The following is a 22678-nucleotide window of genomic DNA, read 5'->3' on the forward strand; positions in this document are numbered from 1 at the left end:
CTTTCGAGCGCGTCCGGGATTCTCCCCGCCCGGGACGAACTCCACGGGATAGGTTGAATTTCATGAAACTCGGTCTGCAACTCGGATATTGGGGCGCACAGCCCCCGGACAATCACGCCGAACTGGTCGACGCGGCCGAGACCTACGGCTTCGACGCGATCTTCACCGCCGAAGCCTGGGGCTCGGACGCCTACACGCCGCTGGCGTGGTGGGGCTCGCGTACACGGCGTCTGCGCCTGGGCACGTCGGTCCTCCAGATGTCGGCGCGCACGCCGACGGCCTGCGCGATGGCGGCGCTGACCCTCGACCACCTCTCCGAGGGCCGCCACATCGTGGGCCTGGGCGTGTCCGGCCCACAGGTGGTCGAAGGTTGGTACGGCCAGTCGTTCGCGCGACCGCTCGGCCGCACCCGCGAGTACGTCGACATCATGCGCAAGGTCTGGGCCCGGGAGGCCCCCGTCACCAGCGACGGCCCGCACTACCCGCTGCCCTATGCCGGAGTGAATGCCACCGGTCTGGGGAAGCCTCTCAAGCCGATCGTCCACCCGCGCCGGGCCGACATCCCGGTGTTCCTCGGCGCGGAAGGGCCCAAGAACATCGCCCTGGCCGCGGAGATCGCCGACGGATGGCTCCCGCTCTTCTACACCCCGCGGATGGCCGACACCTACAATTCCTGGCTCGACGAGGGCTTCGCCAGGCCCGGCGCGCGACACAGCCGCGAGACCTTCGAGATCTGCGCGACCGCGCAGATCGTGATCACCGACGATGCTCCCGCGGTGTACGCCCGGATCAAGCCGGCGCTGGCCCTCTACATGGGCGGGATGGGCAGTGAAGACACCAACTTCCACGCCGAGGTGTATCGGCGGATGGGCCACGGCGAGGTGGTCGACGAGGTGACCGCTCTCTTCCGCTCCGGGCGCAAGGACGAGGCAGCGCAGGTGATTCCGGACGCGGTGGTCGACGACTCGGCGATCGTGGGCGACGAAGACCATGTGCGCGAGCAGATCGCGGTCTGGGCGGCGGCCGGCGTGACGACGATGCTCGTCTCTCCGCGTTCGGTCGACGAGGTGCGACGGCTGGCAGAGCTGGTACAGGGGTGAGCATCCCGAGGCGCAGAACCTGTCTCGGAGTCCTGGTCGCCACGCTGTCGTCACTGGCACTGCTGCTCAGCGGGTGCACCACGAGCACCGACGACGCCGGTCGCTCACGTGACTGTGTCACCGACTACGACGCCGCACGGGACTACTTCCCGGACAAGGCGACAGTGGAGTACGCGAAGAACTTCACCCTCGCCTACCACCCGAACTACGCGGTGCTCACCGTCAAGCAGCCGTTCCCGGGCGGCCCGCCGCAGCGCTACGTCCTGGTCCGGTGCGGGACGCCCGCGCCGGATCCGACCGGCGACCTGGCCGGCGCTCAGACGGTCGAGATCCCCGTGCGAACCGTCTACTCGGGATCGACCACGCAGTTGCCCTGGTTCACCGAGCTCGGTGTGCTGGACGCGCTCACCGGCGCCGCCGACACCTCGATGATCACCAGCGAGCAGGTACGTGCCCGCGTCGACGAGGGCAAGGTGACCCAGTATGCGACGGGCGCCACCGTCGACACCGAACGCGTCCTCGCCGGGCGCCCCGACGTGCTGCTGACCGACGGCACGGAGAACCCGGCCTACGCGGTCCTGCGCCGCGCCGGCATCCCCGTGATCGCGATCGCCGACTGGCTCGAGGCGGGTCCGCTGGCGACTGCCGAGTGGATCAAAGTGCTCGGCGTGCTCACCGGGACCACCGCGAAAGCCCAGGAGGTGTTCGGCGGCATAGCGCAGCGGTACCGAGCGCTCGCCGAGAAGGCCCGCGGCGTCCCCGCGACCAGAATTCTCTACGGCGCCGACTTCCAGGGCACCTGGACGGTGCCGGGTGCCGACAGCTCCGCCGGAACCATGATTCGCGATGCCGGCGGCGACTGGCCGTGGAGCGACCGGTCGGGCACGTCGGTGCACCTGAGTTTCGAGGAGGTGGTCACCCGGGCCGGTGACGTGCCGATCTGGCTGGTCTCGGACAACCAGTGGACCACCGTCGCCGACGTGGAGAAGGTGGACCCGAGGTACCGCAATCTCGCAGCGGTGGCCACCGGTCAGGTATGGAACGCGAACCTGGCCATGGGGCCGACCGGCGGCAACGACTTCTTCGAATCGGGCAGCGCCCGGCCCGACCTGGTGCTCGCCGACACCGTGGCGATCCTGCACCCCGAGCTGCTCCCGGATCACACGTTCGTCTACTACCGCCGATTAGGGCGGTGACCGCGCCGTCGGCGCCCGCTCCGGCGCCGGAAGGCAGCGACCGCCGGACCTGGCCGGTACTCGTCCTGCTGTCGCTGGCCGTTCTTTTGGGCGTCGTCCTGTCGGTGTTCGTCGGATCGGTGACCGTACCTGTCGGCGACACCGCCGCGGTGGTGCTCGGCGACCGCTCGAATCCGTTCGCGTCGGTGGTGATCGACTTCCGGGTTCCGCGGACCGTCACCGCGCTGGTCGTGGGCGCTGCGCTCGGGCTGGCCGGCATGCAGATGCAGACCCTCTTCCGGAATCCGCTGGCCGACCCCTACATCTTGGGAGCGAGCTCGGGCGCCTCCCTGGGCGTGGCCCTCGTGGTGCTGCTCGGCGGCACGTCCGCGGGGGCCTTCACCAGCGGCCTGACCGCGATGGGCCGCAACGGGATGGTGATCGCCGCCGCCGCCGGCGCCGGCCTGGTGCTGGGGATCATTGCGGTGCTGTCCCGGTGGGTCCGTTCCTCGGTGTCGTTGCTGCTGGTCGGCGTGATGCTGGCTTCGGTCAGCACCGCGGCGGTCTCTGTGCTGCTGACGATGACCAGACCGCAACTCGCGCAACAGTTCCTGGAATGGGGCATGGGCACGTTCCGGGCTTCGACCTACCAGGACCTCTGGCTGATGGTGCCGCTGGTGCTCGTCGGGGTGCTGATCGCCGCACTGACCATCCGGCCGCTCAACGCGCTGCTCCTCGGCGAGGGTTACGCCCGGTCGATGGGCATCCGCATCGGCCCGACCCGGATCCGGATCATCGTCTCGGCGGCGATCCTGGCCGGGGTCACGACGGCCTTCTGCGGGCCGATCGGCTTCCTCGGGCTGGTGGTGCCGCACCTCGCCCGGTTCGCGGTCGGCAGTTCCGATCACCGCAAGGTGATGCCGGCGACCCTGCTCGTGGGTGCTCTCCTCGCGCTGATCTGCGGCGTGATCGCCGAGTTGCCGGGCACCGGGCGGGTGCTTCCGCTGGGCGCCATCACCGCGCTGTTCGGCGCGCCGATGGTGATCGTGGTGCTGATCCGCGCGAGCCGCGGGCGGTTGAGTGGAGTGGGCATATGACGCCGCGGCCCAGCGGGGTGGGCGGATGACCGGCATGGTCCTGGACGATCTGACCATCGGCTATCCGCCCAAGCGGTCGGGGATGCGGGTGCGCGGGGCGGCGACGATCCTCGCCGCGCACCTGTCGGCGACCGCGGGTCCCGGCCGGCTCACCGCGCTGCTCGGACCGAACGGTTCGGGCAAGTCGACCCTGCTGCGCACCCTCTGCGGGCTGCAACCCGCGCTGGCCGGACGGGTCCTGATCGACGGGCGCGAGGTGGCCGGCACGAGCACCGCCGACCTGGCCAGATCGGTCGCCGTGGTGTTGACCGAGCGCGTCGAGACGGGCTTTCTCAGCGTGCGCGAGGTGGTGGCTCTGGGGCGGACCCCCCATCTGGGGGTCTCGGCGCGCATGAGCGCCGGCGATCACCGCGTCGTCGACTGGGCGCTGGAGGTGACCGGCACCGCTGGCCTGGCCGGACGGCTCGGCGGCGAACTGTCTGACGGCCAGCGTCAGCGGGTGATGGCCGCGCGCGCACTCGCCCAGCAGCCGCGGCTGCTGATTCTGGACGAGCCGACGTCGTTCCTGGACGTGCCGTCCCGGGTGGAGTTGCTCGACATGCTGGCCCGGCTGGCGCGGGAGGAGGATCTCGCGGTGCTCGTGTCCACGCATGAGCTGGAGCTGGCGTTGCGGCTGGCCGACGAGGTGTGGCTGCTACCGGGCTGCTCGCCGGACGTGCCGGCGGAGGTGCGCGGCCGGTTGCTGACCGGCCCTCCCGAGGCGATCGCCCCGCAGATCGGCACGGTCTTCGACCGGGGGAGACTTCGGTTCGACGCGGCCTCTCTGCAGTTCACCCTTGGCGCGCAGACTCGGCCGGGAAAGGTAAACGGAAAGTGAACACGCGGGCAACTGAACTTGACTTGCGCACGTTATTTTGGTTACCTCTAGGTGGACAACAAATGATCGAAGGAGGAGGACGGCATGCCGCATCGCACCGGTTCCGATCTCGTGTCGAAGGTCCGCGGGTACTCCCGCCGCCTGAATGCCCGGTTCCATCTGAGCGCCACCGACCGCTTGCAGCTGCAGGTGGCGCACACGCCAGTCGCTGTGCTCGGCGCCCCACGTCGTCGCGGCTGAACTGCGTCGTCGCGGCTGAGCGCCGAGAGAATCACCGAAGGCCCCCGGTCACCGACCGGGGGCCTTCGTCGTGGTCTCGGGAACCTCGCGCGTCGTCAGATCCGCCGTGACGAGGTCAGATGCCACGCACCGCAGCGGCATTCGTAGCAGCGCAGCGTCGGCGGCTTCCTCGAGGAGCGCCCTACCGCCAGGATCGCGCCGGTGACCGCGGCGAGGGTCGGATAGGCGATCTTCTCCGGGGTCGGACACACCGGCTCGTCGTAGCTGATCGCGGGCGTGTTCCGGCGGCGCCGGCGCTCCCGTGCGTCCGACCGCGCCTCGATCATCCGGTAGTAGGCCTCGAGTTCGTCATCGTCGAACCCGGAGCTCATCCGCTCGCGATTCCCTCGCCGCCGTCCTCGTACCGCGGAACGACCCGATAGACCTTCAGCTCTTTGGGAACGCCCTTGGCCCGGAAGCGCTTGTGCTTCGCCGAATACGCCTCGGGTCCGGCCAGCTCGAGCGTCGGACCGCTCACGTACACCTCGCCGGCGCCGGCCGCCGCACACACGCGCGCCGCGATGTTCACGTCGATCCCGAGGAAGTCGTCGCCGACGGCACGCGGCGCCCCGGTGTGCACCCCCGCGCGCAGGGCCGGCCGGTAGGCGTCCACCCGGATCGCACTCACCGCTCCGGTGGCTTCGTGGGCGGCCGCGATCGCTTCGGCGCCGTCGGCGAAGACCGCCATCATCCCGTCCCCGAGAGTCTTGACCACCTGTCCCCCACGGTCGGTGATCACCCGTTCGCACGCGTCGTTCACGGCGTGCATCAGTTCGAGCACGCGGTCGTCGCCCACGCGCAGGGCCCACCGCGAGAAGTCGACGAGATCGGTGAACAGGATCGTCACCGGGGTGGGCTCCGACGGATCCGGCGCCTTTCGCCCGGTCAGCGACCGCCAGACCCCGACGGTCGCGAGGCCCAGTTCCCGCACCGCGCTCGGTCGGTCGCCGTTGACGTCCTCGATCGCCCTGGAGAGGCGGTCAAGCGAGGTCATCCGCCCGGTGACCGGCTCGGCGGGGGCGAGGCGGCGGGCGAATTGTGCGGCCCGCACGATCGGCGCGCTGGCATCGGTCCGCGCGAGCAGTGCGCCGGCCCGCTGCAGCGGCGACGGCGCCTCGAGGTCGGGCGTCATCGGCGTCACGGCACCGGTCCGTGCAGCCCTGCCGTCGTCGTCTTCACCGGATGCCCTCACGAACAGAGAGTCTAGTCCGAGGCCCCGGCCCGCGACTCATGCGAAGCGACCGTGTGTGCCCGGGCCTCGGCACGGTTCGCACGAACGCTGGAGATCATCGCGGCGCCGATGAAGGTGACCCCTACCAGGCCGGTGATCACCTCGTTCACCTCGAACTTCAGGCTGACCAGGAGGATGGTGGCCAGCGCCCCGATCGCCCAGTGCGCACCGTTGGCCAGGTACCGGTATTCGGCCAGCGTGCCGGCGCGCACCAAATAGACCGTGATCGACCGAACGAACATCGCGCCGATGAATCCCAGGCCGAGCGCGATGATGATCGGATCGGAGGTGATCGCGAAGGCGCCGATCACGCCGTCGAAGGAGAACGACGCATCCAGCACCTCCAGGTAGAGGAACAGGAAGAAGGCGGCCTTGCCGGCCACTGGAACGGGCGTGGGCCGCGGATGCGAACGCTCCTCACCGCCGTCGGCGGCAGGCCACACCTCGGTCTCCTCGCCGACCGTCGATTGTTGTCCCGCCTCGGCGAAGAGACTGGTCAAGCCCTGGATCACCAGATAGAGCAGCATGCCGATGAGGCCTGCGGTGAGCACGGTGGCCCGCTCGTGGGGACCGACGAGCCCCGCGCCGCCCAGGAGCGCGAGCAACGCGACCACCACCGCGGCGTGCCGGATGCGACCGATCCGGGCGAGCCGGTATTCGACGAACCGGCCCCAGAACTCGCGATCGCCGTCGAACAGGTAGTCGAGGAAGATCATCAGCAGGAACATGCCGCCCAGCGCAGCGATCTGCGGATGCGCAGCAGTGAGGATGGTCTCGTAGCTGGGATTGTCGGGCGTCTCGTGTGCGGGCGGATTGAGCGCCAGTTCCAGGGCGGCGGCCGGAGCCAGCCCCGCCGTCGCCCATACGATCACGAGCGGAAACAGCACCCGCATCCCGAACACGGCGATCAGGACGCCGACGGTCAGGAACATCCGCTGCCAGAACAGACTCATCCGCTGCAGGATCGTCGCGTTCATCACGGCGTTGTCGAAGGAGAGTGACACCTCCAGAACACCGAGGATGGCGCAGAGCAGAAAGGCGCTCGGGCCGCCGTAGAGATACGCGACGATCAGCGAGGCGAGGGTGATGATCACCGAGAGCGCGAAGGTCCGGACCGCCATCATCGCAGCCGCTCCGCCTCCCGGGCCAGCGCGATCAGGTCGGTCGCCATCTCGGCGAGGGCGTCGCGGTCCTCCCCCTCGGCCAACGCGGTGTGCAGGTCCTCCGCCGCGCACCGCAATGCGAACATCCGGTCGCCGAGCGCGCCGGCCTCCTCCGGGGAGAGGATCAGCGCGTCGGCGGGAATACCGGTGCCCTCGGTGAGCGTTCTCTGTTCGTACGCGCGTTGCCGGCACGAGCGCTTGCAGTACTTGCGGCGGCGTCCGCGGTCGGAGTCGACCATCTCGCGTCCGCACCACGCACAGGAGTACGAGCGCCTTCGGGTCGTCGTTTCGGGCACACGGGAGACGTTACTCGCCCACCGGCGTGTTCCGGACGCGGCGCTCGGGTGACCCCCACCGGCGCGGAGCGTACGATGGTTCTGTTGACCTGAAGTGAGGGAAACCCTGACGATGAGAGAAAAGGGGCTACATGGCTGATCGAGTACTCCGTGGAAGCCGTATGGGTGCGGTGAGCTACGAGACCGACCGCGATCACGACCTCGCGCCACGCCGGATCGTGCAGTACCGCACGGACAACGGCGAGATCTTCGACATCCCGTTCGCCGACGACGCCGAGGTCCCGTCGAAGTGGCCGTGCAAGAACGGCATGGAGGGCACCATCCTGGAGGGCGCCGAGCCCGACGAGAAGAAGGTCAAGCCCCCGCGCACCCACTGGGACATGCTGCTGGAGCGCCGCTCCGAGGAGGAGCTCGAGGAGCTCCTGAAGGAGCGAATGGCGCTGCTGCAGAAGCGCCGCCGCGGCGGCACCGCCTGAGGGTCGCGACTCCGCTCGACCGACGACGATGCGCCCGGACCGATACGGTCCGGGCGCTTTCGGCCTTCTGATCGAGCCGTCTCGGCGTCGCTACGTGCGGAAGCGGGCGGTCCGGCCCTGCCAGCCCCAGCGGGCGACGTTGAAGAACGACTCGGCGATCACCCCGCCGTCCATCTTGGACTCGCCGATCTCGCGCTCGGTGAAGGTGATCGGCACCTCTCTGACCGTGAAACCGCGCTGGAGTGTGCGCCAGGCGAGGTCGATCTGGAAACAGTAGCCGGCCGACTCGACGTCGTCGAGCCCGATCGCCCGCAGAACCGGAGCGCGGTAGGCGCGGTAACCGGCCGTGATGTCGCGGATGCCGGTGCCGAGCGCGAGCCGCGCATAGGTGTTCGCGCCCTTGGACAGGATCTCGCGGCGCTTGGGCCAATTCACCAATCGCCCGCCCGGGACGTAGCGCGACCCGATCACCAGGTCCGCGCCGTCGTTGATGCCCTCGAGAAGTCGATGCAGTTGCTCCGGCGCGTGACTGCCGTCGGCGTCCATCTCGACGATGACCGGGTAGTCCCGCTCCAGACCCCAGGCGAAGCCGGCCAGGTAGGCCTTGCCCAGACCGTCCTTGACGGTGCGATGCATCACGTGGATGCGCTGGGCCGCGTCGGCCGCGGCGAGTTCTTCGGCGACGTCGCCGGTGCCGTCGGGGCTGGAGTCGTCGACCACGAGCACGTGAATGTCGCTCAGCGACTCCAGGAGCCTGCCGATGATCACCGGCAGGTTCTCGCGCTCGTTGAACGTGGGGATCACAACGAGTCCACCGGCGCCCTGCGGCCCGACGACCTGCTCGGCTCCCTGTCGACTACCCGTCATGCTCTGACCCCTCGTCTACTCCCGCCCGGCGTCCGCCGAACGTATCGAACCTAGTATGTCGCGCCACCGCGACCAAAAATCCGCCGATTCCGGCGATCACCATAAGCACTTGGGGCCACGGTCCGAGCGTCACTGCGAGCGTGTTCCCGGTACGCAGCGGCAGGTCGGCGGTCAGGATCGCCGGGGTGAAGATCTCGCTGTTCGAGAGCATCTTCCCGTCCGGGGTGATGAGCGCGCTGACGCCGCTGGTGGCGACCACCGCGACGCTGCGTCCGGTCTCGACCGCCCGGACCTGCGACATGGCGAGTTGCTGGTAGGTCATGTCGGTGTGGCCGAAGGTCGCGTTGTTGGTGGGAACGAAGAGCAGTTGCGCCCCGTCGCGCACCGCCTGCCGGGGCGAGCGGTCGAAGGCGACCTCCCAGCAGGTCGAGACCCCGAGCAGCACGGAGCCCTCTCCGGTGTTCACCGGCACCACCGCCGGTCCGGTGCCTGCGCGGAAGTTGCCGGCCCGGTCGGCATACGACGAGAAGACGGAGAAGAAGCTGCGCCAGGGCAGGTACTCGCCGAACGGCTGGATGATGTGCTTGTCGTACCGGGCCGACGGTGCGGGTGCGGCCAGACCGTTCTCGGTCTCCCAGACCAGCACGGTGTTGGTCGGCCCGTCGTCGCCGGTCACGGGGCGCTCGCCCGCCAGGAGGGTGCCGAAGACCACCGGGACGCCGGTGGCGTTGACGGCGGCCTGGATCACCCGGGCCGCGTCTACGTTGTCCAGCGGGGAGATGTCCGAGGCGTTCTCCGGCCACAGCACCACCTGCGGCCGCTTCCGCTTGCCGCTGTCGACGTCCTCGGCCAGCCGGACGGTCTCCCGGAAGTGGTTGTCGAGCACGGCGCGCCGTTGTGCGTTGAAGTCCAGTCCCATCCGCGGCACGTTGCCCTGCACGGCCGCCACAGCCAGTGTCGGACCGCCGGTGGGCGACGGCGCGGTACCCAGCGCCGTCCCGGCCAGCCCCGTCGGCACGACGACGCAGGCCGCCGCGGCAACGAGGGCCAGGTACTCGTCCCGTGAACGCCTGTTCCCGGATCCCTCCGCCGCGGATCTGGCCAGCACGATGAGCAGCGCCGCCGCACCTGCGCCGACGAGGGCGAGCGCGAAGCTCAGTCCGGGGACCCCGAACCAGCCCGCGATCGGCAAGAAGATCCCCTCGGTCTGACTGAATGCGGCTGCGCCCCAGGGGAAGCCGCCGAACGGGAACGACGACCGCAACCATTCGATCACCACCCAGCAGAGGGCGAACCACAACGGTGCGGCGGCGGGCGGGGCGAGCCGCATCGTCACCGCCGCCATCGCGCCGAAGAGGGCCAGGTAGGCCGAGAGCGCCACCGACAACGCGATCCACGGCAGGGCCCCCACGAACTCCCCGATCCACGGCAGGAGCGGCAGGAAGAACGCCACGCCGAAGACGAAGCCGGTGAGCGCCGCACTGCGGGCCCTCGGGCGTCCGAGCGCGAGGCACGCGTACAGGATGCCCAGAGACACCGGGGCCAGCAGCCACAGACCGATCGGCGGGAACGCCAGATACATCAAGACCCCGGCGACGGCCGCGGCCAGCAGGCGCACCACCGCCTGCGGCAGCGTGAGAGGACCGAGGTCGACGGTCGGCGCAGCTCCCGCGGTCACTGCGTATCCCGGGAGTAGATCACCTCACCGGCCACCGCCGTGGTCACGCACTGCGGCAACCGGACCCCGGGGGCCACGTCGGGCAGGGCCGGGACCCGGGACCGGGGGTCGGTGGACCAGCGCTGCACCCCCTCGTGTGACGCGGCGACGACGAGGTCGGAGATCTCCCAGATCGCGTAGTGCGCCGGCGCACCGGGCACCAGGGTGCCGGTGACGCCGTCGTTGACGCCTGCGGCCCGCCAGCCTCCCCGGGTGGCCGCGGCGAACGCCGCGCGCGGCGAGATGGCGCTGGTCGGGTTGTGATGGTGCGCGGCCGCCTGCACCGTCGCCCACGGGTCGATCGGGCAGACCGGGGCGTCGCTGGAGAAGGCGAGGGCGACCCCCGCCTTCGCCAGACCGCTGAAGTCGTTGAGCGTGTGCGCCCGCTCCCCCAGGCGCTGCGCGTACAACTGATCGGATCCGCCCCAAGCCGCGTCGAACAGGGGCTGCATGCTGGCGACCACACCGCAGCGCGCGAACAGAGCGGCCTGCTCCGGGGTGATCATCTCGGCGTGTTCCAGCCGGTGCACGCACCGTGCCAGGGCCGGGGTTCCGAGTTCTTCCGCGAGCTCGGCGACGGCCTCGGCCACCATCGCAGCGGCCGCGTCGCCGATCACATGGAAGCCCGCCTGGATTCCGGCCTCAGTGGTCGCCCGGAGGTGCGCGCGGATCTGCTCCGGTGTCAAGTAGGCGACGCCCCGGGTGCCCGGCCGATCGCTGTAGGGCGCGGTCAGCAGCGCGGTGTGCGAACCGAACGCGCCGTCGACGAAGAGGTCGCCGCCGATCGCGTGCGCGCCGGTCTCGGCGACGACGGTGCGCGCCTCGTCGGCCGAAGACACACACTGTCCCCAGTAGCGGCGGACCTGCACTCCGTGGTCCAGGTCGGCGATCGACCGAAAGTCGTCGATGCCGCTGATCTCCGGTCCACCGTTCTCGTGCACCGCCGCCACCCCGTGAGCCGCAGCGTGATCGAGCGCACGGAGCTGGGCCCGGCGACGGCCCTCCGGAGTGATGAGGCTGCGGGCGTGAGCCCGTACCCGGTGGTGCGCCTCGGCGAACAGCGGGGCCTGGGCGTCGTACCCTTGCGCGCCGGCGAGACCGTCGACGCGCTCGCGCAGTGCGGTCGAGGCCGCGGCCGAGTGCTCGTCGATGCGGGCCAGGTAGACCGGCCGGGCACCGGCGACGGCGTCAAGGTCCTCGGTGGAGGGGGCCAGCCGATCGCCCTGCTCGGCGCCGACCCAGGCCGAGGAGTCCCAGCCCATCCCCCAGATCACGTCCTCATCGGGGTGGGCCGCCACATATGCCGCCAACTCACGCAGGCACTCGGTGCGGCTGGTGGTCCGCGACAGATCCAGCCCGCCCAGGGCCAGTCCGGTGTCGGTCAGATGCACATGGGAGTCGACGAACGCCGGACTGACGAAGCGGCCGCGCAGATCGACGATCTCCGCATCCGGGTGCAGCGCGCGACCGACCTCGTCGGAGCCGACCCAGACCACGACACCGTCGGTGACCGCGAACGCCGTAGCGTCCGGTACTGCGGGAGACGAGTAGACGAGGCCGCCGAGAAGGAGCTGCGTGGTCACTCTGACAGTGTCTCAGAGTCCTGTTCGCCCGGACTCCGCGGCTCGCAAGTCAGCGGGGCGAGAGCCGGTACAGGCCGCCGAGCAGGCTGGTGGCGTACAGCGACGTCGAGTCCCAGCCGGGTCCCGCTCCGAACCGCACCGAGGACACCAACGGCACGCGGTCTGCGATGACGCAGCGGGCGCGGTTCTTCGCATCGATCCGAACCACATTCGCGGACGCGTTGAGCGCCGCGTAGACGTGCCCGTCGGCATCGGTCGTGAGATCGTCTGCCGCATTGAGCGGACCGAAGCCGTCGAGGGCGACGACCGTGCGCCAGCGCTCGGGACGTGCGGGATCCACCGCGGCGATCCGGGTGACCGTATCGAACGTGGTGGTGACCAGCAGACGCTGCCGCACGGCGTCCCACCAGAGTCCGTTGGTCGACGTCAGTCCGGGCGCGATGCGTGCGCGGGTCCCGTTGGTGCGCACCAGCGTGAGACCGGTGTACTCACCGGCGTCACGACTGACGACCAGGTCGCCGTCCGGAAGCACCGCCAGCCCGTTGGGCTGGGTGAGTCCGCGCGCGACGACCCGGCTCGACCCGGTCTCCGGATCGACGGAGAAGACGGTACCGTCGGTACGACCGACCAGGCCGGACACCAGTGAATTGCCGGTCGTGAAATAGACGTGCCCACCGGAGGAGGCGATGCCCCCGGGGCCGTCGACATCGCGGGCCAGGACGCCCGTGCGGCCGGACGGTGACCGGGTGACGATCGCACCACCGGTTCCGTCGGGCGTCTGCTGGGACAGCAGCATCCGGCCGTGGCCGTCGAAACCCAGGTTCTCCAGGGGCGGATACGCGGCGATCTGCCGAACGGAAGCCTGAACGGCGGAGAACAGTTCAGCGCCGGCGGTCGGATCGCTCTGCCGTGGTCTCGCCGTCGATCACCGTGGGCAGGGCCGCCTGCTCGGAGAAGATGCTGCCGTCCGGATTGCGGATCGTGGTCTCGACGATCACGCTGCCCTCGGCGCGGCCTTCGGCGACGACGGTGCCGTCGACGTAGCCGTTCGGGGTCATGCCGACCACGGTGATCCGATCGGCGAGCGCCGAGACCTTACGGGTCGCCGCGGCTGCGACCACCGGCTCCAGGCGACGGCGGACCGGACGCGACAGCAAGATCAGGCCGACCACGGTGCTCACCACACCCGGCAGCACGGTGAGGACCGACGCCCCGGCGAAGAGGGCTGAATCGGTGAACGCCTGGCGCGGGGACGAGCGATCTGCGCCCGGGCTCCGGGCCCCAGCGAAGATGTCGCGCGCCCGGCGGCCGAGCACCGCGAACCCGACGGCCGCGGCAGCGATGGTGATGACGAACGCCCACGCCCAGCCGAGGAAATGCACCATCGCCCAGAAGGCGGCGATCTCCACCGCGAGATATCCGACGAAGATCCAGCGCTTCATTTTCCGACCTTCCCACGCCGAGCGGCGTGTGTGCGACTTACCTATCGGTAGAACGCACGACGGCGCGATTCCGTTCCCGGCCCCACTCTTCGCGGCGCCCCTACTCTTCGCGGCGCCCCTCGATCTCGCCCTCGGCCTCGACGTACACCCGGCGCAGCTGGGCGAGCAGTTCCGGCGGCGGCGCCTGCCACATGTCCCGCTCGTTCGCCTCCAGCAGGCGCTCGGCGATGCCGTGCAGCGCCCACGGATTCGACTTCTCCAGAAACTCGCGGTTGGTCTCGTCCAACACGTACTGCTCGGTGAGCTTCTCGTACATCCAGTCGGCGACGACGTCGGTGGTGGCGTCGTAACCGAAGAGGTAGTCGACGGTGGCCGCCATCTCGAACGCGCCCTTGTACCCGTGCTTGCGCATCGCTGCCAGCCAACGCGGGTTCACCACTCGCGCCCGGAACACCCGGGCGGTCTCCTCCGACAGCGTCCGGGTCCGCACGGTGTCCGGGCGGGACGAGTCGCCGATGTAGGCCTCGGGGGATTCGCCGGTCAGCGCCCGGACGGTGGCCACCATGCCGCCGTGGAACTGGAAGTAGTCGTCGGAGTCGGCGATGTCGTGCTCGCGGGTGTCGGTGTTCTTGGCGGCGACGGCGATCCGGCGGTAGGCCGCACGCATGTCGTCGACGGCGGGGACGCCGTCCAGACCGCGCCCGTAGGCGTAGCCGCCCCACTCGGTGTAGACCGCCGCGAGGTCCTCGTCGGTGCGCCACTGACGCGAGTCGATCAGCTGCAGCAGGCCGGCGCCGTAAGTGCCCGGCCGGGAACCGAACACCCGGGTCGTCGCGCGCCGGGCGTCGCCGTGCTCGGCGAGCGCCGCGCGGGCGTGGGCGGCGACGTAGTTCTGTTCGTCCGGCTCGTCGGCGTTCGCAGCCAGGGCCACGGCGTCGTCGAGCATCGTGACGACGTGCGCGAACGCATCCCGGAAGAAGCCGGAGATCCGGATCGTCACGTCGATGCGCGGGCGGCCGAGCTCGCCCGGCGGAATCAGTTCCAGGCCGGTGACGCGGCGCGAGGCCTCGTCCCAGACCGGAGTCACGCCCAGCAGCGCGAGCACCTCGCCGACGTCGTCGCCGGAGGTCCGCATGGCGCTGGTTCCCCAGACCGACAGGCCGACCGACTTCGGATACTCGCCGTGGTCGGTGAGGTAACGCTCCACCAGCGAGTCGGCCAGCGCCCGGCCGGTCTCGGCGGCGAGCTGCGACGGCACCGCCTTCGGATCGACCGAGTAGAAGTTGCGCCCGGTGGGCAGCACGTTGATGAGGCCGCGCAGCGGCGAGCCGCTCGGGCCGGCCGGGATGAAGCCGCCGTTCAGGGCGTGCAGCACGCGATCGATCTCGCACGACGTCGCCCGCAGTCGCGGCAACACCTCGTCGCCGGCGAAGTGCAGGATCTCCCCGACTGCCTCCGGGTGTCCCTGAGCCGCCGCGTCGACCGTCTCGGGCGACCAGTCGCCTGCCGCGCAGGCGGTCACCAGCTCCCGGGCGACCGCCTCGACCCGGTCCACCTCCCGTCGCTCGGTCGACTCCTCATCGAGACCGAGCGCCTCGCGCAGGCCGGGGAGCGTGCGGCTGCCGCCCCAGAGCTGTCGTGCGCGGAGCATCGCGAGAACCAGGTCGATCTCCATCTCCGCATCCGGTGCCTGACCCAGCACGTGCAGCCCGTCGCGGATGGCGGCGTCTTTGATCTCGCAGAGCCAGCCGTCGACGTGCAGGAGCATGTCGTCGAACACGTCCTCCTCGGGCCGGTCAGTCAGGCCCAGATCCTGGTCCATCTTGGCCGCCGTCAGCAGCGTCCAGATCTGCTGCCGGATGGCCGGCAGCTTGGCGGGGTCGAGCGCCGAGATGCTGGCGTGCTCGTCGAGCAGCTGCTCCAGCCGGTTGATGTCGCCGTAGGTCTCGGCCCGGGCCATCGGCGGAATCAGATGGTCCACCAGCACGGCGTGCGCCCGGCGCTTGGCCTGCGTGCCCTCGCCCGGATCGTTCACCAGGAACGGGTAGATCAGCGGCAGATCGCCGAGCGCGGCGTCGGTGCCGCACTCCGCGGACATCGCGATCGTCTTACCCGGCAACCACTCGAGGTTGCCGTGCTTGCCGATGTGCACGATCGCGTCCGCGCCGAAACCCCAGCCGTCGTCGCCGGACCGGGACGCCAGCCAGCGGTAGCTCGCCAGGTAGTGGTGGCTCGGCGGCAGATCCGGATCGTGGTAGATCGCGACCGGGTTCTCGCCGAATCCGCGGGGCGGCTGCACCAGCAGCACGATCTTGCCGAACGTCATCGCCGCGATCACGATCTCCCCGGCGGGGTCGGCACTGCGGTCCACGAACAACTCGCCGGGCGGCGGGCCCCAGTGTTCGACGACGTCGGCGCGCAGACCCTCGGGGAGCCGGTCGAACCACGCGGTGTAGTCGGCCGCGCTCACCCGGATCGGGTTCGCGGCCAGCGCCTCCTCGGTGAGCCAGTCCGAGTCCTGGCCGCCCTGGTCGATCAGCGCATGCATCAGGGCGTCGGGATCGTCGTCGTCCGGCGTGGATCCCAGGCCCGGAATCGAGCCGTCACCGAGGTCGTAGCCGGCGGCGCCGAGGGCCCGCAGGAGATGGATGAGCGAGCGGGGGGTGTCCAGGCCGACAGCGTTGCCGATGCGGGCGTGCTTGGTCGGGTACGCCGAGAGCAGCAGCGCGACGTGCTTGTCGGGAGCGGCCACGTGCCGCAGTCGCGCGTGCGCGATCGCGATGCCCGCGACGCGGGCGCAGCGCTCGGCGTCCGGCGCGTAGTACGGGAGCCCGTTGTCGTCGAACTCCTTGAACGAGAACGGCACGGTGATGATGCGTCCGTCGAACTCGGGCACAGCCACCTGGCTCGCCACGTCCAGTGGCGACATGCCGTCGTCGCTGTCCACCCAGTCGGCTCGCGACGAGGTGAGGCACAGGCCTTGCAGAATCGGGATGTCCAGGGCGGCAAGACGTTCGACGTTCCATGCCTCGTCGTCGCCACCGGCGCTCGCCGTGGCCGGGGTGGTTCCGCCGGCTGCCAGGACGGTCACCACGAGGGCGTCGAACGTGCCGAGGTGCGCGATCAGATCGTCCGGGGCGGCGCGCAGCGAGGCGCAGAAGATGCCTTCGGCATCGGCCCCGCGCTCTTCCAGCGCCGTGCACAGCGCGTCGATGTACTCGGTGTTGCCAGCGAGGTGCTGGGCGCGGTAGTACAGCACCCCGATCCGGGGACGCGGTCCGCGGTCTCGCGCCTCCGCCCCAGCCGCCCCCTGAGCACCCCCCGCCCCCATCGCCCCTTGAGCACCCGCCGCCCCTTGAGCACCCGCCGCCCCTTGAGCACCCGCCGCCCCTTGAGCTTGTCGAAAGGTCCCCGGCCGCTCGGGCACCCCCGCCGCCCCTTGAGCACCCGCCGCCCCTTGAGCTTGTCGAAAGGTCCCCGGCCGCTCCAGCGCACCCCAGTTCGGCGTCTCGACCGGCGGATCGAAGCCCAGCCCGGTCAGCAGCACGGTGTCGGAGAGGAAGTGGTGGACCTGCGCGAAGTTCTCCCGCCCGCCGGCGACGAAATAGCTGTGCGCCTGTGCAGCGACACCGGCCGGGACCGTCGACAGCGACATCAGATCAGGATCGGGGTTGAGCTCACCGGACAGCACCACCACCGGCGCCGCGCCGGCGAGCACCGCGTCGAGCCCCTCCTCCCATGCGCGACGGCCGCCGAGCAGCCGCACCACCACCAGGTCGGCGTGCTCGATCAGCGCCGGCACCTCGTCGAGCAGCAGTCGCGACGGATTGGCGACGGTGTAGTCGGCGCCGCAGGTGGCGGCGGTGCGAAGGTCGGTGTCCGAGGTGGACAGCAGTGTGATCACGGGCAGATGCCTACTCCCTGCCGGGTGGCGCGCCCGGCGTCGACGGTGCGGCGGCCCGAAAGGGGGCGGGACGCCGGACGACGAGGCGGGTCTGACTCGGCCCGGGAACCCGGGCCACACAGTGGCGCGACCGTGCCGGCCTCACACCGGCTTCCGCCTCATCGAATCGGATGCCACTCTAGTCGGGTGAAGACCGTCATCGTCGAACGCACCGCCGCCGCTCCCGTCGAACGGGTCTGGGCCGTCCTCACCGACCTCGACGCCGCCGCCGACGTGCTGTAGGGCGTCGCCCGGATCGAACGCGTCGAGGGCGAGGGGTACGCACCCGGCGTCGTGTGGCGAGAGACGCGGACCGTCATGGGCGCCGAGGAGACCGAGGAGATGACCGTCGCCGAGGTCGACGCTCCGCACCGCACCGTCATCACCTCGCTCTCGCGCGGAGTCGCTTACCGCACCGAGTTCACGCTCACCTCGGTGTCGCCGGCCAGCACCACGATCACCATGCGATTCGCCGGCGACTCGACCGCCACCGGATTCAAAGCGCTCCTCGGGAAGGTGACGGCGCCTCTGGGTGCGGCGGTCGCCCGGAAGATGATGCGCGCCGACCTCGACGACCTCGTGCGGGCCGCCGAGAATTCGTAACGAGCAACGCCGATTGAGCGAGCGTCGCATCGATGTTTGAGCGAGCCTCCTCTCCGACTGGGCGAACACCTCATCGGAGTTTGAGCGAGCGCAGCCCTTCGACAAGCTCACGAACCACCCTTCGACAAGCTCACGAACCACCCTTCGACGGCTCAGGAACCACCCTTCGACGGGCTCAGGAACCACCCTTCGACGGGCTCAGGAACCACGAGTCGAGATCACCACCGTTCTCTCCGGTTGACCCTCGACCATGTGGTCGAGAACTAGTTTTGTCACACCCCTGTCGTAAAGTGACGTCAGACACACAGAGAACCAGAATCACTGGTTCTACCAGCGGGAACAGCAACTTCGGGGGAGGTGAACATCGTGGCCGTCAACAGCATCTCGTACGACGACGACGCTGCTGCCGCGGGTGCGCGCGATGGCTCGGTGGCTGCTCCGGCCGGTGCTGACCCTGCCAGCGCCGATCGTGGTGGCGCCGATCCTGCTGGTTTCGATCCGGCCGCGCTCGTCGCGAACCTGTCGCCCGCGGACCTGCTGGCGGTGCAGACCGCCGCCGAGAAGCGCCTCACCACGGAGGCGACCTCTCTGTTGGCTGCCGAGTCCGAGGACGGTTTGTTGGGGTTGCTCGATGCGCGTGAGCAGTGCCGCCGCCGCGCCGAAGTGTTCGATGCCGCCCTGTACGTGGAGATCTCCGATCGGGGCGTGTACCGCACCGCCGGACACATCTCGGTCCACCAGCTGTACGCCTACGGGGTGCGACTGGGGCCCGGGGAGGCCCGCCGCCGCCGGATCACCGCCGAAGGCATCGCCGCCATGGGCACCCTGACCGGTGAACGCCTCCAACCACACCTGACCGCCACCGCCACCGCGGTCGCCGACGGCGAGGCCGGCGCCGCCCACGCGGCCGCGGTCACCGAGATCATGGACAAGCTGCCCTCGGCGGTCACCCACGATGACCGGGTGAAAGCCGAAGCCATGCTCGCTGATGCGGCGCGGCGTCTGGACCCTGCCGCGGTGACGGTGGTGGGTAACCGGATCCTGGCGTGGCTCGACCCCGACGGCACCCTGGCCGACGACCACGACCGGGCCCGGCGGCGTACGTTCAATCTGCAGCCGCAGAACCGGCAGTTGATGAGCAAAGTCCGGGCCCTGCTCACCCCCGTCCTGCGGGCCAAGCTGGAGGTGGTCTTGCATCAGTGGGCTGCGGCGGGGATGAACAATCCCGCCGACCCGGACTCCCCACGCGGGGCCGCCGACCAGCCCGGCCTCGACCCCGCCGTCCTGGCCGCCGCGGCCGAGCGGGACACCCGCACGCTCGGGCAGCGTCAACACGACGCCCTCGAAGCCCTGTGCGACTGGGCGTCAGCGCTGGCCGGCCAACCCGCCCCGACGCGGATTCCGTCGCAGACCGTGGTCACCGTGACCGATGAGGATTTGGCGCGGCAGGCCGGGATCGCCTGGACCGCGACCGGCACCCGCATCCCGGTCACGGATCTGGTGCAGTTCGCCGCGGATACGGTCCCGTATCTGGCGGTGTTCTCTCAAGCCACCGGACAAGTCTTGTATTTGGGGCGGGCCAGCCGCTTCGCCACGGCCGCACAGCGGTTGGCGTTGTTCGCCCGCGACCGGGGTTGCACCGCGCCGGGCTGCACCGTGCCGTTCATCCGCACCCAAGCCCACCATATGCCCGACTGGACCGACAACGGACAGACCGATATCGACCGGTTGGGTGGGGCGTGCGGACGTCATAACCGGATGAACGGCAAGACTGCCGGGCATTGGGAGTCGACGGTCCTCACCTTCGGTCCCGACGCCGGACGCGTCGGCTGGCGCCCGGTCGGGCGCGACAGTCGGTGGCAGAGCAACATCCTGTTCCACCCCGAACGCCTCGCACCCGACCCCGGGCACAGCCACCCGACCACAGCAGCCGGACCGGAAGACCCCGGACCACCCGGCGACGCCGGGCCGCACGGCGACCTCGGACCACCCGAAACCCTCGGGCCATATGGCGACACCGGACCACCCGGCGACGCCGAGCCACTTGGCGATCTCGGGCCACCCGACGCCGCGCTACTTGGCGACACCGGGTCATCCGATGACGCCGGGTCACTTGGCGACACCGGACCACCCGGCGACGAGCCGAGCGGCCCGAGACCGACGATGATCGTCGTGCACCGACCGTCCCCGCTGACTGGACACGGCCCGCCGGACCCGCCCTCGGGAGCCGAACAGATCCTCACCCGGCTCCTGGCACAGGCATCCTGACCGCACCACCCGCGGCCAGGCCGCCCGGGGCTGCCCGAGACTCGCCACCCGCCGACGTCGTCCCCACCGTCACCGGATCAGCGATCCGCAAACAGCAGACGCGCTCGGCCACGGCCGATCCGGTGCCGCCGGCGTCCGCGCAGGCGACGAGTCGCCAGCAGTACCCCGGCGGCCACCCCCACGCCGATTCCGGTGCCGGTCAGGACCGCCTGCGAGAACGCACCGGTACCCGATTGCCCGAAGACGGTCTCGGCCACCCCCACGTACACCGTCAGGCCGGGGATGATCGCACCGGTGATGCCCATCAGCGCCAGGACGCTCACCGGGTAGGGACTGCGACGCGACCAGAACGCACACGCATAGCACAGCACCACCGAAGCGCCGAATGTCGCCCACGACGCCGGTACGTGCGCTGCGTGCAGCAGGGCCTGGTTGACTCCGGCGGTGAACAGACCGATCAGTGCGGCGGGTGCCAGCAGATCCGGCCCGCCGCCGTTGGCCATCGCATTCGCGACCGCGCCGACGACCGCGGCGATCAGCCCCAACCAGATCGGCAGGCTGGGCAACACGATGTCCCGGTGCTCTGGCGGATCGAGGGCGGCCAGGACGCTCAGCACCGCGTACGCTCCCAGCGCAACCCCGCCTCCGCCGAGTAGCACCACGAAGCAGCGCGCCATCGCTCCCGCGGGGTGTTCGTAGACGACGTCGACGACCATCGCGATGAGCACCGGCAACGGAATCGCGAGCAACCAGGGCACGCCGAGAGAAGCCGCGGCATCGATGCCCCGGATGAGACCGGCCCAGTGCGCCGCCCCGATGAGGGCTGCGGCAAGCACGGCCTGACCGGCGCACGCGAACAAGCGGTGAACGCCGAACCTGCCCAGCAGCGCGGCGAAGAGCGTCACCACGACCTGAGCCGCAGCGGCGACCAACGCGGGCAGCCAGCCGATCCCGACCTGTAGAGCGATGCGAAAGCCCGCAACGACATCCCCGCAGTGGTGACCCACACCCGAGGTCCGCCCTGAGCCCGGATCGCCGCAACCGCGGACCGCACGCCGTCCGCATCGACCACTCCCGCCGCCGCACCTTCGGCGACCTGACTCAGAGTTTCATCGCGCGGCAGTCGATGGTGCCGACGCGGCCGGTGGTCCGGGTCCGGGCGATCGACGATCCGTCCGAGGCCACGTACTCGATCGAGACCGCGGTCCCGAAGTCGAGGACGGCCGCGTCGCCGATGCCCAATCCCTGCGCGGCGAGCTCGACGAGGTAGAAGGCTTCGCCGCTGCCGAACCCCGAGCCGATCAGCGCGACGGCCAGGTCCGCGAGCGCGTCGACGCGAGGACGCGCCGCAGCCGGATCGAGGCTCGTCGCCGCTGCTTCCACGGGCTTGAGGGTAGGCCACGTCGCCGGTCTCTACCCTGGAGAACGTGAGCAGACCCGCCGACAGATGCCCGGGCGTCTTCGCGACCCATGAGGCCGCCGACGGCCGGCTCGCGCGGCTCCGGTTGCCCGGCGGGCGGATTGAACCCGCGCAGCTCGACGCGCTCGCCGCCGCCGCCGAGGAACTGGGCGACGGCCACCTCGAGTTCACCAGCCGGGCCAACGTTCAGGTCCGCGGAATCGGTCCCGAAGCGGTGCCGGAGTTCGCCGACCGGATGGTCACGGCCGGGCTGGCACGCGCCCGGACGCACGACCGCGTTCGCAACGTCGTCGTCTCGCCGTTGACCGGCCGGATCGGCGGGACCGACGCACTGTGGGACGTCGCCGACCGGCTGCACGCCGCGCTCACCGAGGCCGACTGGGCCGGAGAGCTGTCTGGCCGATTCTGGTTCGGACTCGACGACGGCCGCGGAGACGTCTTGTCCCGCACGCCCGACGTGGTGGGCGTGTGGACCGGCGACGACGCCGCCGAGCTGGTCGTCGGCGGACACCGGACCGGCCGCGTCGTTCCATTGGACGCAGTGCCCGGAGCGCTGCTCGACGTCGCACGCAGGTTCCTGGCGCAACGCCGCGACGAGTGGCGCATCGCCGACCTGCCGGTCGACGCGCAGGAGCGTCTGCGCGACGGACTCTCCGCCGTCGGCGCGTCCGGCTCAGCGCCGGGGGCCGCAGAACCGGCGACTGGGCCTCGAGTGGGTTGGTTCGAGCAGGATGACGGCCGAGTGCTGCTCGGCACCGTGACGCCGTTCGGCCGACTGTCGGCGCGTCAGGCGCAATTCGCTGCGGCGATCGGCTCACCGCTGATCGTGACGCCCGACCGGGAACTTCTCATCACCGATCTGACCGAGGGCGTCGCGGAAACCGTCGTGCGTGTCCTGGCCCCGATGGGCTTCGTCTTCGATGCGACCTCGCCGTGGACGCGAGTCAGCGCCTGCACCGGCTCGCCTGGTTGCGCCAAGAGCCGCGCGGACGTCCGGCGCCTGCTCGTCGAGCACGTCGAAGCCGGCGCGGAGTTCGACGGCCACGAGCACTGGGTCGGATGCGAGCGGTCGTGCGGCGCCGGCCCGGACAACGTGGTCCGCATCGCTCCGCTCCCGGACGACCAGTCGCGGTAGCGGCCG

Annotated in this window: 21 protein-coding genes; 9 read left to right on the forward strand and 12 right to left on the reverse strand. The window is 70.4% G+C overall.

Going from position 1 to position 22678, the window contains the following annotated elements; genetic code table 11:
- Window positions 1-62 precede the first annotated feature (62 nt).
- The 5 genes from C6V83_RS11240 to C6V83_RS18355 all read left to right on the forward strand — a co-directional run bounded on the left by C6V83_RS11240 (window position 63) and on the right by C6V83_RS18355 (window position 4489).
- Entirely contained in the window at window positions 63-1100 is a 1038-nt protein-coding gene (locus C6V83_RS11240; RefSeq protein WP_105942468.1) for an LLM class F420-dependent oxidoreductase, read from the forward strand.
- Window positions 1097-2296: an ABC transporter substrate-binding protein gene (locus C6V83_RS11245; protein ID WP_105942469.1), complete on the forward strand. Its 1200-nt coding sequence runs from the start codon at window positions 1097-1099 to the stop codon at window positions 2294-2296. The genes C6V83_RS11240 and C6V83_RS11245 overlap by 4 nt, the downstream gene beginning before the upstream one ends.
- Window positions 2293-3372, forward strand: a complete 1080-nt coding sequence (locus C6V83_RS11250) for a FecCD family ABC transporter permease (RefSeq protein WP_199832498.1) — start codon at window positions 2293-2295, stop codon at window positions 3370-3372. The genes C6V83_RS11245 and C6V83_RS11250 overlap by 4 nt, the downstream gene beginning before the upstream one ends.
- A 25-nt stretch (window positions 3373-3397) precedes the next feature.
- Window positions 3398-4249: an ABC transporter ATP-binding protein gene (locus tag C6V83_RS11255; protein ID WP_105942470.1), complete on the forward strand. Its 852-nt coding sequence runs from the start codon at window positions 3398-3400 to the stop codon at window positions 4247-4249.
- Window positions 4250-4333: 84 nt separating this feature from the next.
- Complete coding sequence (locus C6V83_RS18355; RefSeq protein ID WP_159067504.1) at window positions 4334-4489, forward strand: hypothetical protein; 156 nt, start codon at window positions 4334-4336, stop codon at window positions 4487-4489.
- A gap of 95 nt (window positions 4490-4584) precedes the next feature.
- On the opposite strand, the gene C6V83_RS11260 is transcribed toward C6V83_RS18355, so the two are convergent.
- From C6V83_RS11260 to C6V83_RS11275, 4 genes are all read right to left on the reverse strand, one after another.
- A complete protein-coding gene (locus tag C6V83_RS11260) occupies window positions 4585-4860 on the reverse strand; it encodes a hypothetical protein (RefSeq protein WP_105942471.1) in 276 nt (91 codons plus the stop codon).
- A complete protein-coding gene (locus tag C6V83_RS11265) occupies window positions 4857-5660 on the reverse strand; it encodes an adenylate/guanylate cyclase domain-containing protein (protein WP_105943883.1) in 804 nt (267 codons plus the stop codon). The genes C6V83_RS11260 and C6V83_RS11265 overlap by 4 nt, the downstream gene beginning before the upstream one ends.
- Window positions 5661-5731: 71 nt before the next feature.
- The gene (locus tag C6V83_RS11270) at window positions 5732-6880 is read right to left on the reverse strand and encodes a DUF475 domain-containing protein (protein ID WP_105942472.1); all 1149 of its coding nucleotides are present in this window, start codon (window positions 6878-6880) and stop codon (window positions 5732-5734) included.
- Entirely contained in the window at window positions 6880-7161 is a 282-nt protein-coding gene (locus C6V83_RS11275; protein WP_105942473.1) for a hypothetical protein, read from the reverse strand. The genes C6V83_RS11270 and C6V83_RS11275 overlap by 1 nt, the downstream gene beginning before the upstream one ends.
- A 188-nt stretch (window positions 7162-7349) precedes the next feature.
- On the opposite strand from C6V83_RS11275, the gene C6V83_RS11280 reads away from it, so the two are divergent.
- Window positions 7350-7694, forward strand: coding sequence for an RNA polymerase-binding protein RbpA (locus tag C6V83_RS11280; protein ID WP_105942474.1), 345 nt, complete (start codon window positions 7350-7352; stop codon window positions 7692-7694).
- Window positions 7695-7784: 90 nt separating this feature from the next.
- Here C6V83_RS11280 and C6V83_RS11285 read toward each other — a convergent pair whose 3' ends face one another.
- The 6 genes from C6V83_RS11285 to cobN form a co-directional block, all read right to left on the reverse strand.
- Window positions 7785-8561, reverse strand: coding sequence for a polyprenol monophosphomannose synthase (locus C6V83_RS11285; RefSeq protein ID WP_105942475.1), 777 nt, complete (start codon window positions 8559-8561; stop codon window positions 7785-7787).
- Window positions 8551-10143: an apolipoprotein N-acyltransferase gene (lnt, locus tag C6V83_RS11290; protein WP_105943884.1), complete on the reverse strand. Its 1593-nt coding sequence runs from the start codon at window positions 10141-10143 to the stop codon at window positions 8551-8553. Before lnt ends, C6V83_RS11285 begins: the two co-directional genes overlap by 11 nt.
- A gap of 92 nt (window positions 10144-10235) precedes the next feature.
- Window positions 10236-11861, reverse strand: coding sequence for an amidohydrolase (locus C6V83_RS11295; RefSeq protein WP_105942476.1), 1626 nt, complete (start codon window positions 11859-11861; stop codon window positions 10236-10238).
- 49 nt (window positions 11862-11910) lie between these two features.
- Window positions 11911-12657, reverse strand: a complete 747-nt coding sequence (locus C6V83_RS11300) for an SMP-30/gluconolactonase/LRE family protein (protein ID WP_105942477.1) — start codon at window positions 12655-12657, stop codon at window positions 11911-11913.
- Between the two features lie 85 nt (window positions 12658-12742).
- Entirely contained in the window at window positions 12743-13303 is a 561-nt protein-coding gene (locus C6V83_RS11305; protein WP_105942478.1) for an FxsA family protein, read from the reverse strand.
- A gap of 100 nt (window positions 13304-13403) precedes the next feature.
- Window positions 13404-17207, reverse strand: a complete 3804-nt coding sequence (cobN, locus tag C6V83_RS11310; RefSeq protein ID WP_105942479.1) for a cobaltochelatase subunit CobN — start codon at window positions 17205-17207, stop codon at window positions 13404-13406.
- A 294-nt stretch (window positions 17208-17501) separates the two neighbouring features.
- On the opposite strand from cobN, the gene C6V83_RS11315 reads away from it, so the two are divergent.
- Together C6V83_RS11315 and C6V83_RS11320 are read left to right on the forward strand one after the other, a co-directional pair.
- Complete coding sequence (locus tag C6V83_RS11315) at window positions 17502-17849, forward strand: SRPBCC family protein (protein ID WP_267893988.1); 348 nt, start codon at window positions 17502-17504, stop codon at window positions 17847-17849.
- A 366-nt stretch (window positions 17850-18215) separates the two neighbouring features.
- On the forward strand, window positions 18216-20117 hold the full coding sequence (locus C6V83_RS11320; RefSeq protein ID WP_159067505.1) for an HNH endonuclease signature motif containing protein: 1902 nt from the start codon (window positions 18216-18218) through the stop codon (window positions 20115-20117).
- 77 nt (window positions 20118-20194) lie between these two features.
- Here C6V83_RS11320 and C6V83_RS11325 read toward each other — a convergent pair whose 3' ends face one another.
- Complete coding sequence (locus C6V83_RS11325) at window positions 20195-21124, reverse strand: hypothetical protein (protein ID WP_105942481.1); 930 nt, start codon at window positions 21122-21124, stop codon at window positions 20195-20197.
- Between the two features lie 94 nt (window positions 21125-21218).
- A complete protein-coding gene (locus C6V83_RS11330; protein ID WP_105942482.1) occupies window positions 21219-21500 on the reverse strand; it encodes a hypothetical protein in 282 nt (93 codons plus the stop codon).
- 44 nt (window positions 21501-21544) lie between these two features.
- Here C6V83_RS11330 and cobG point away from each other — a divergent pair, with 44 nt between their 5' ends.
- Window positions 21545-22672: a precorrin-3B synthase gene (cobG, locus tag C6V83_RS11335; protein ID WP_105942483.1), complete on the forward strand. Its 1128-nt coding sequence runs from the start codon at window positions 21545-21547 to the stop codon at window positions 22670-22672.
- Window positions 22673-22678: the final 6 nt, after the last annotated feature.

The sequence above is a fragment of the Gordonia iterans genome (genome assembly GCF_002993285.1).
In the GTDB taxonomy this organism is placed as follows: domain Bacteria; phylum Actinomycetota; class Actinomycetes; order Mycobacteriales; family Mycobacteriaceae; genus Gordonia; species Gordonia iterans.

What these genes read in the sequence shown, in the direction of transcription:
- C6V83_RS11240 (WP_105942468.1), top strand. Translation starts at nt 63, where the DNA reads ATGAAACTCGGTCTGCAACTCGGATATTGGGGCGCACAGCCCCCGGAC.
- C6V83_RS11255 (WP_105942470.1), top strand. Translation starts at nt 3,398, where the DNA reads ATGACCGGCATGGTCCTGGACGATCTGACCATCGGCTATCCGCCCAAG.
- C6V83_RS18355 (WP_159067504.1), top strand. Translation starts at nt 4,334, where the DNA reads ATGCCGCATCGCACCGGTTCCGATCTCGTGTCGAAGGTCCGCGGGTAC.
- C6V83_RS11260 (WP_105942471.1), bottom strand. Translation starts at nt 4,860, where the DNA reads ATGAGCTCCGGGTTCGACGATGACGAACTCGAGGCCTACTACCGGATG.
- C6V83_RS11265 (WP_105943883.1), bottom strand. Translation starts at nt 5,660, where the DNA reads ATGACGCCCGACCTCGAGGCGCCGTCGCCGCTGCAGCGGGCCGGCGCA.
- C6V83_RS11270 (WP_105942472.1), bottom strand. Translation starts at nt 6,880, where the DNA reads ATGGCGGTCCGGACCTTCGCGCTCTCGGTGATCATCACCCTCGCCTCG.
- C6V83_RS11275 (WP_105942473.1), bottom strand. Translation starts at nt 7,161, where the DNA reads ATGGTCGACTCCGACCGCGGACGCCGCCGCAAGTACTGCAAGCGCTCG.
- C6V83_RS11280 (WP_105942474.1), top strand. Translation starts at nt 7,350, where the DNA reads ATGGCTGATCGAGTACTCCGTGGAAGCCGTATGGGTGCGGTGAGCTAC.
- C6V83_RS11285 (WP_105942475.1), bottom strand. Translation starts at nt 8,561, where the DNA reads ATGACGGGTAGTCGACAGGGAGCCGAGCAGGTCGTCGGGCCGCAGGGC.
- lnt (WP_105943884.1), bottom strand. Translation starts at nt 10,143, where the DNA reads ATGTATCTGGCGTTCCCGCCGATCGGTCTGTGGCTGCTGGCCCCGGTG.
- C6V83_RS11300 (WP_105942477.1), bottom strand. Translation starts at nt 12,657, where the DNA reads ATGCTGCTGTCCCAGCAGACGCCCGACGGAACCGGTGGTGCGATCGTC.
- C6V83_RS11305 (WP_105942478.1), bottom strand. Translation starts at nt 13,303, where the DNA reads ATGAAGCGCTGGATCTTCGTCGGATATCTCGCGGTGGAGATCGCCGCC.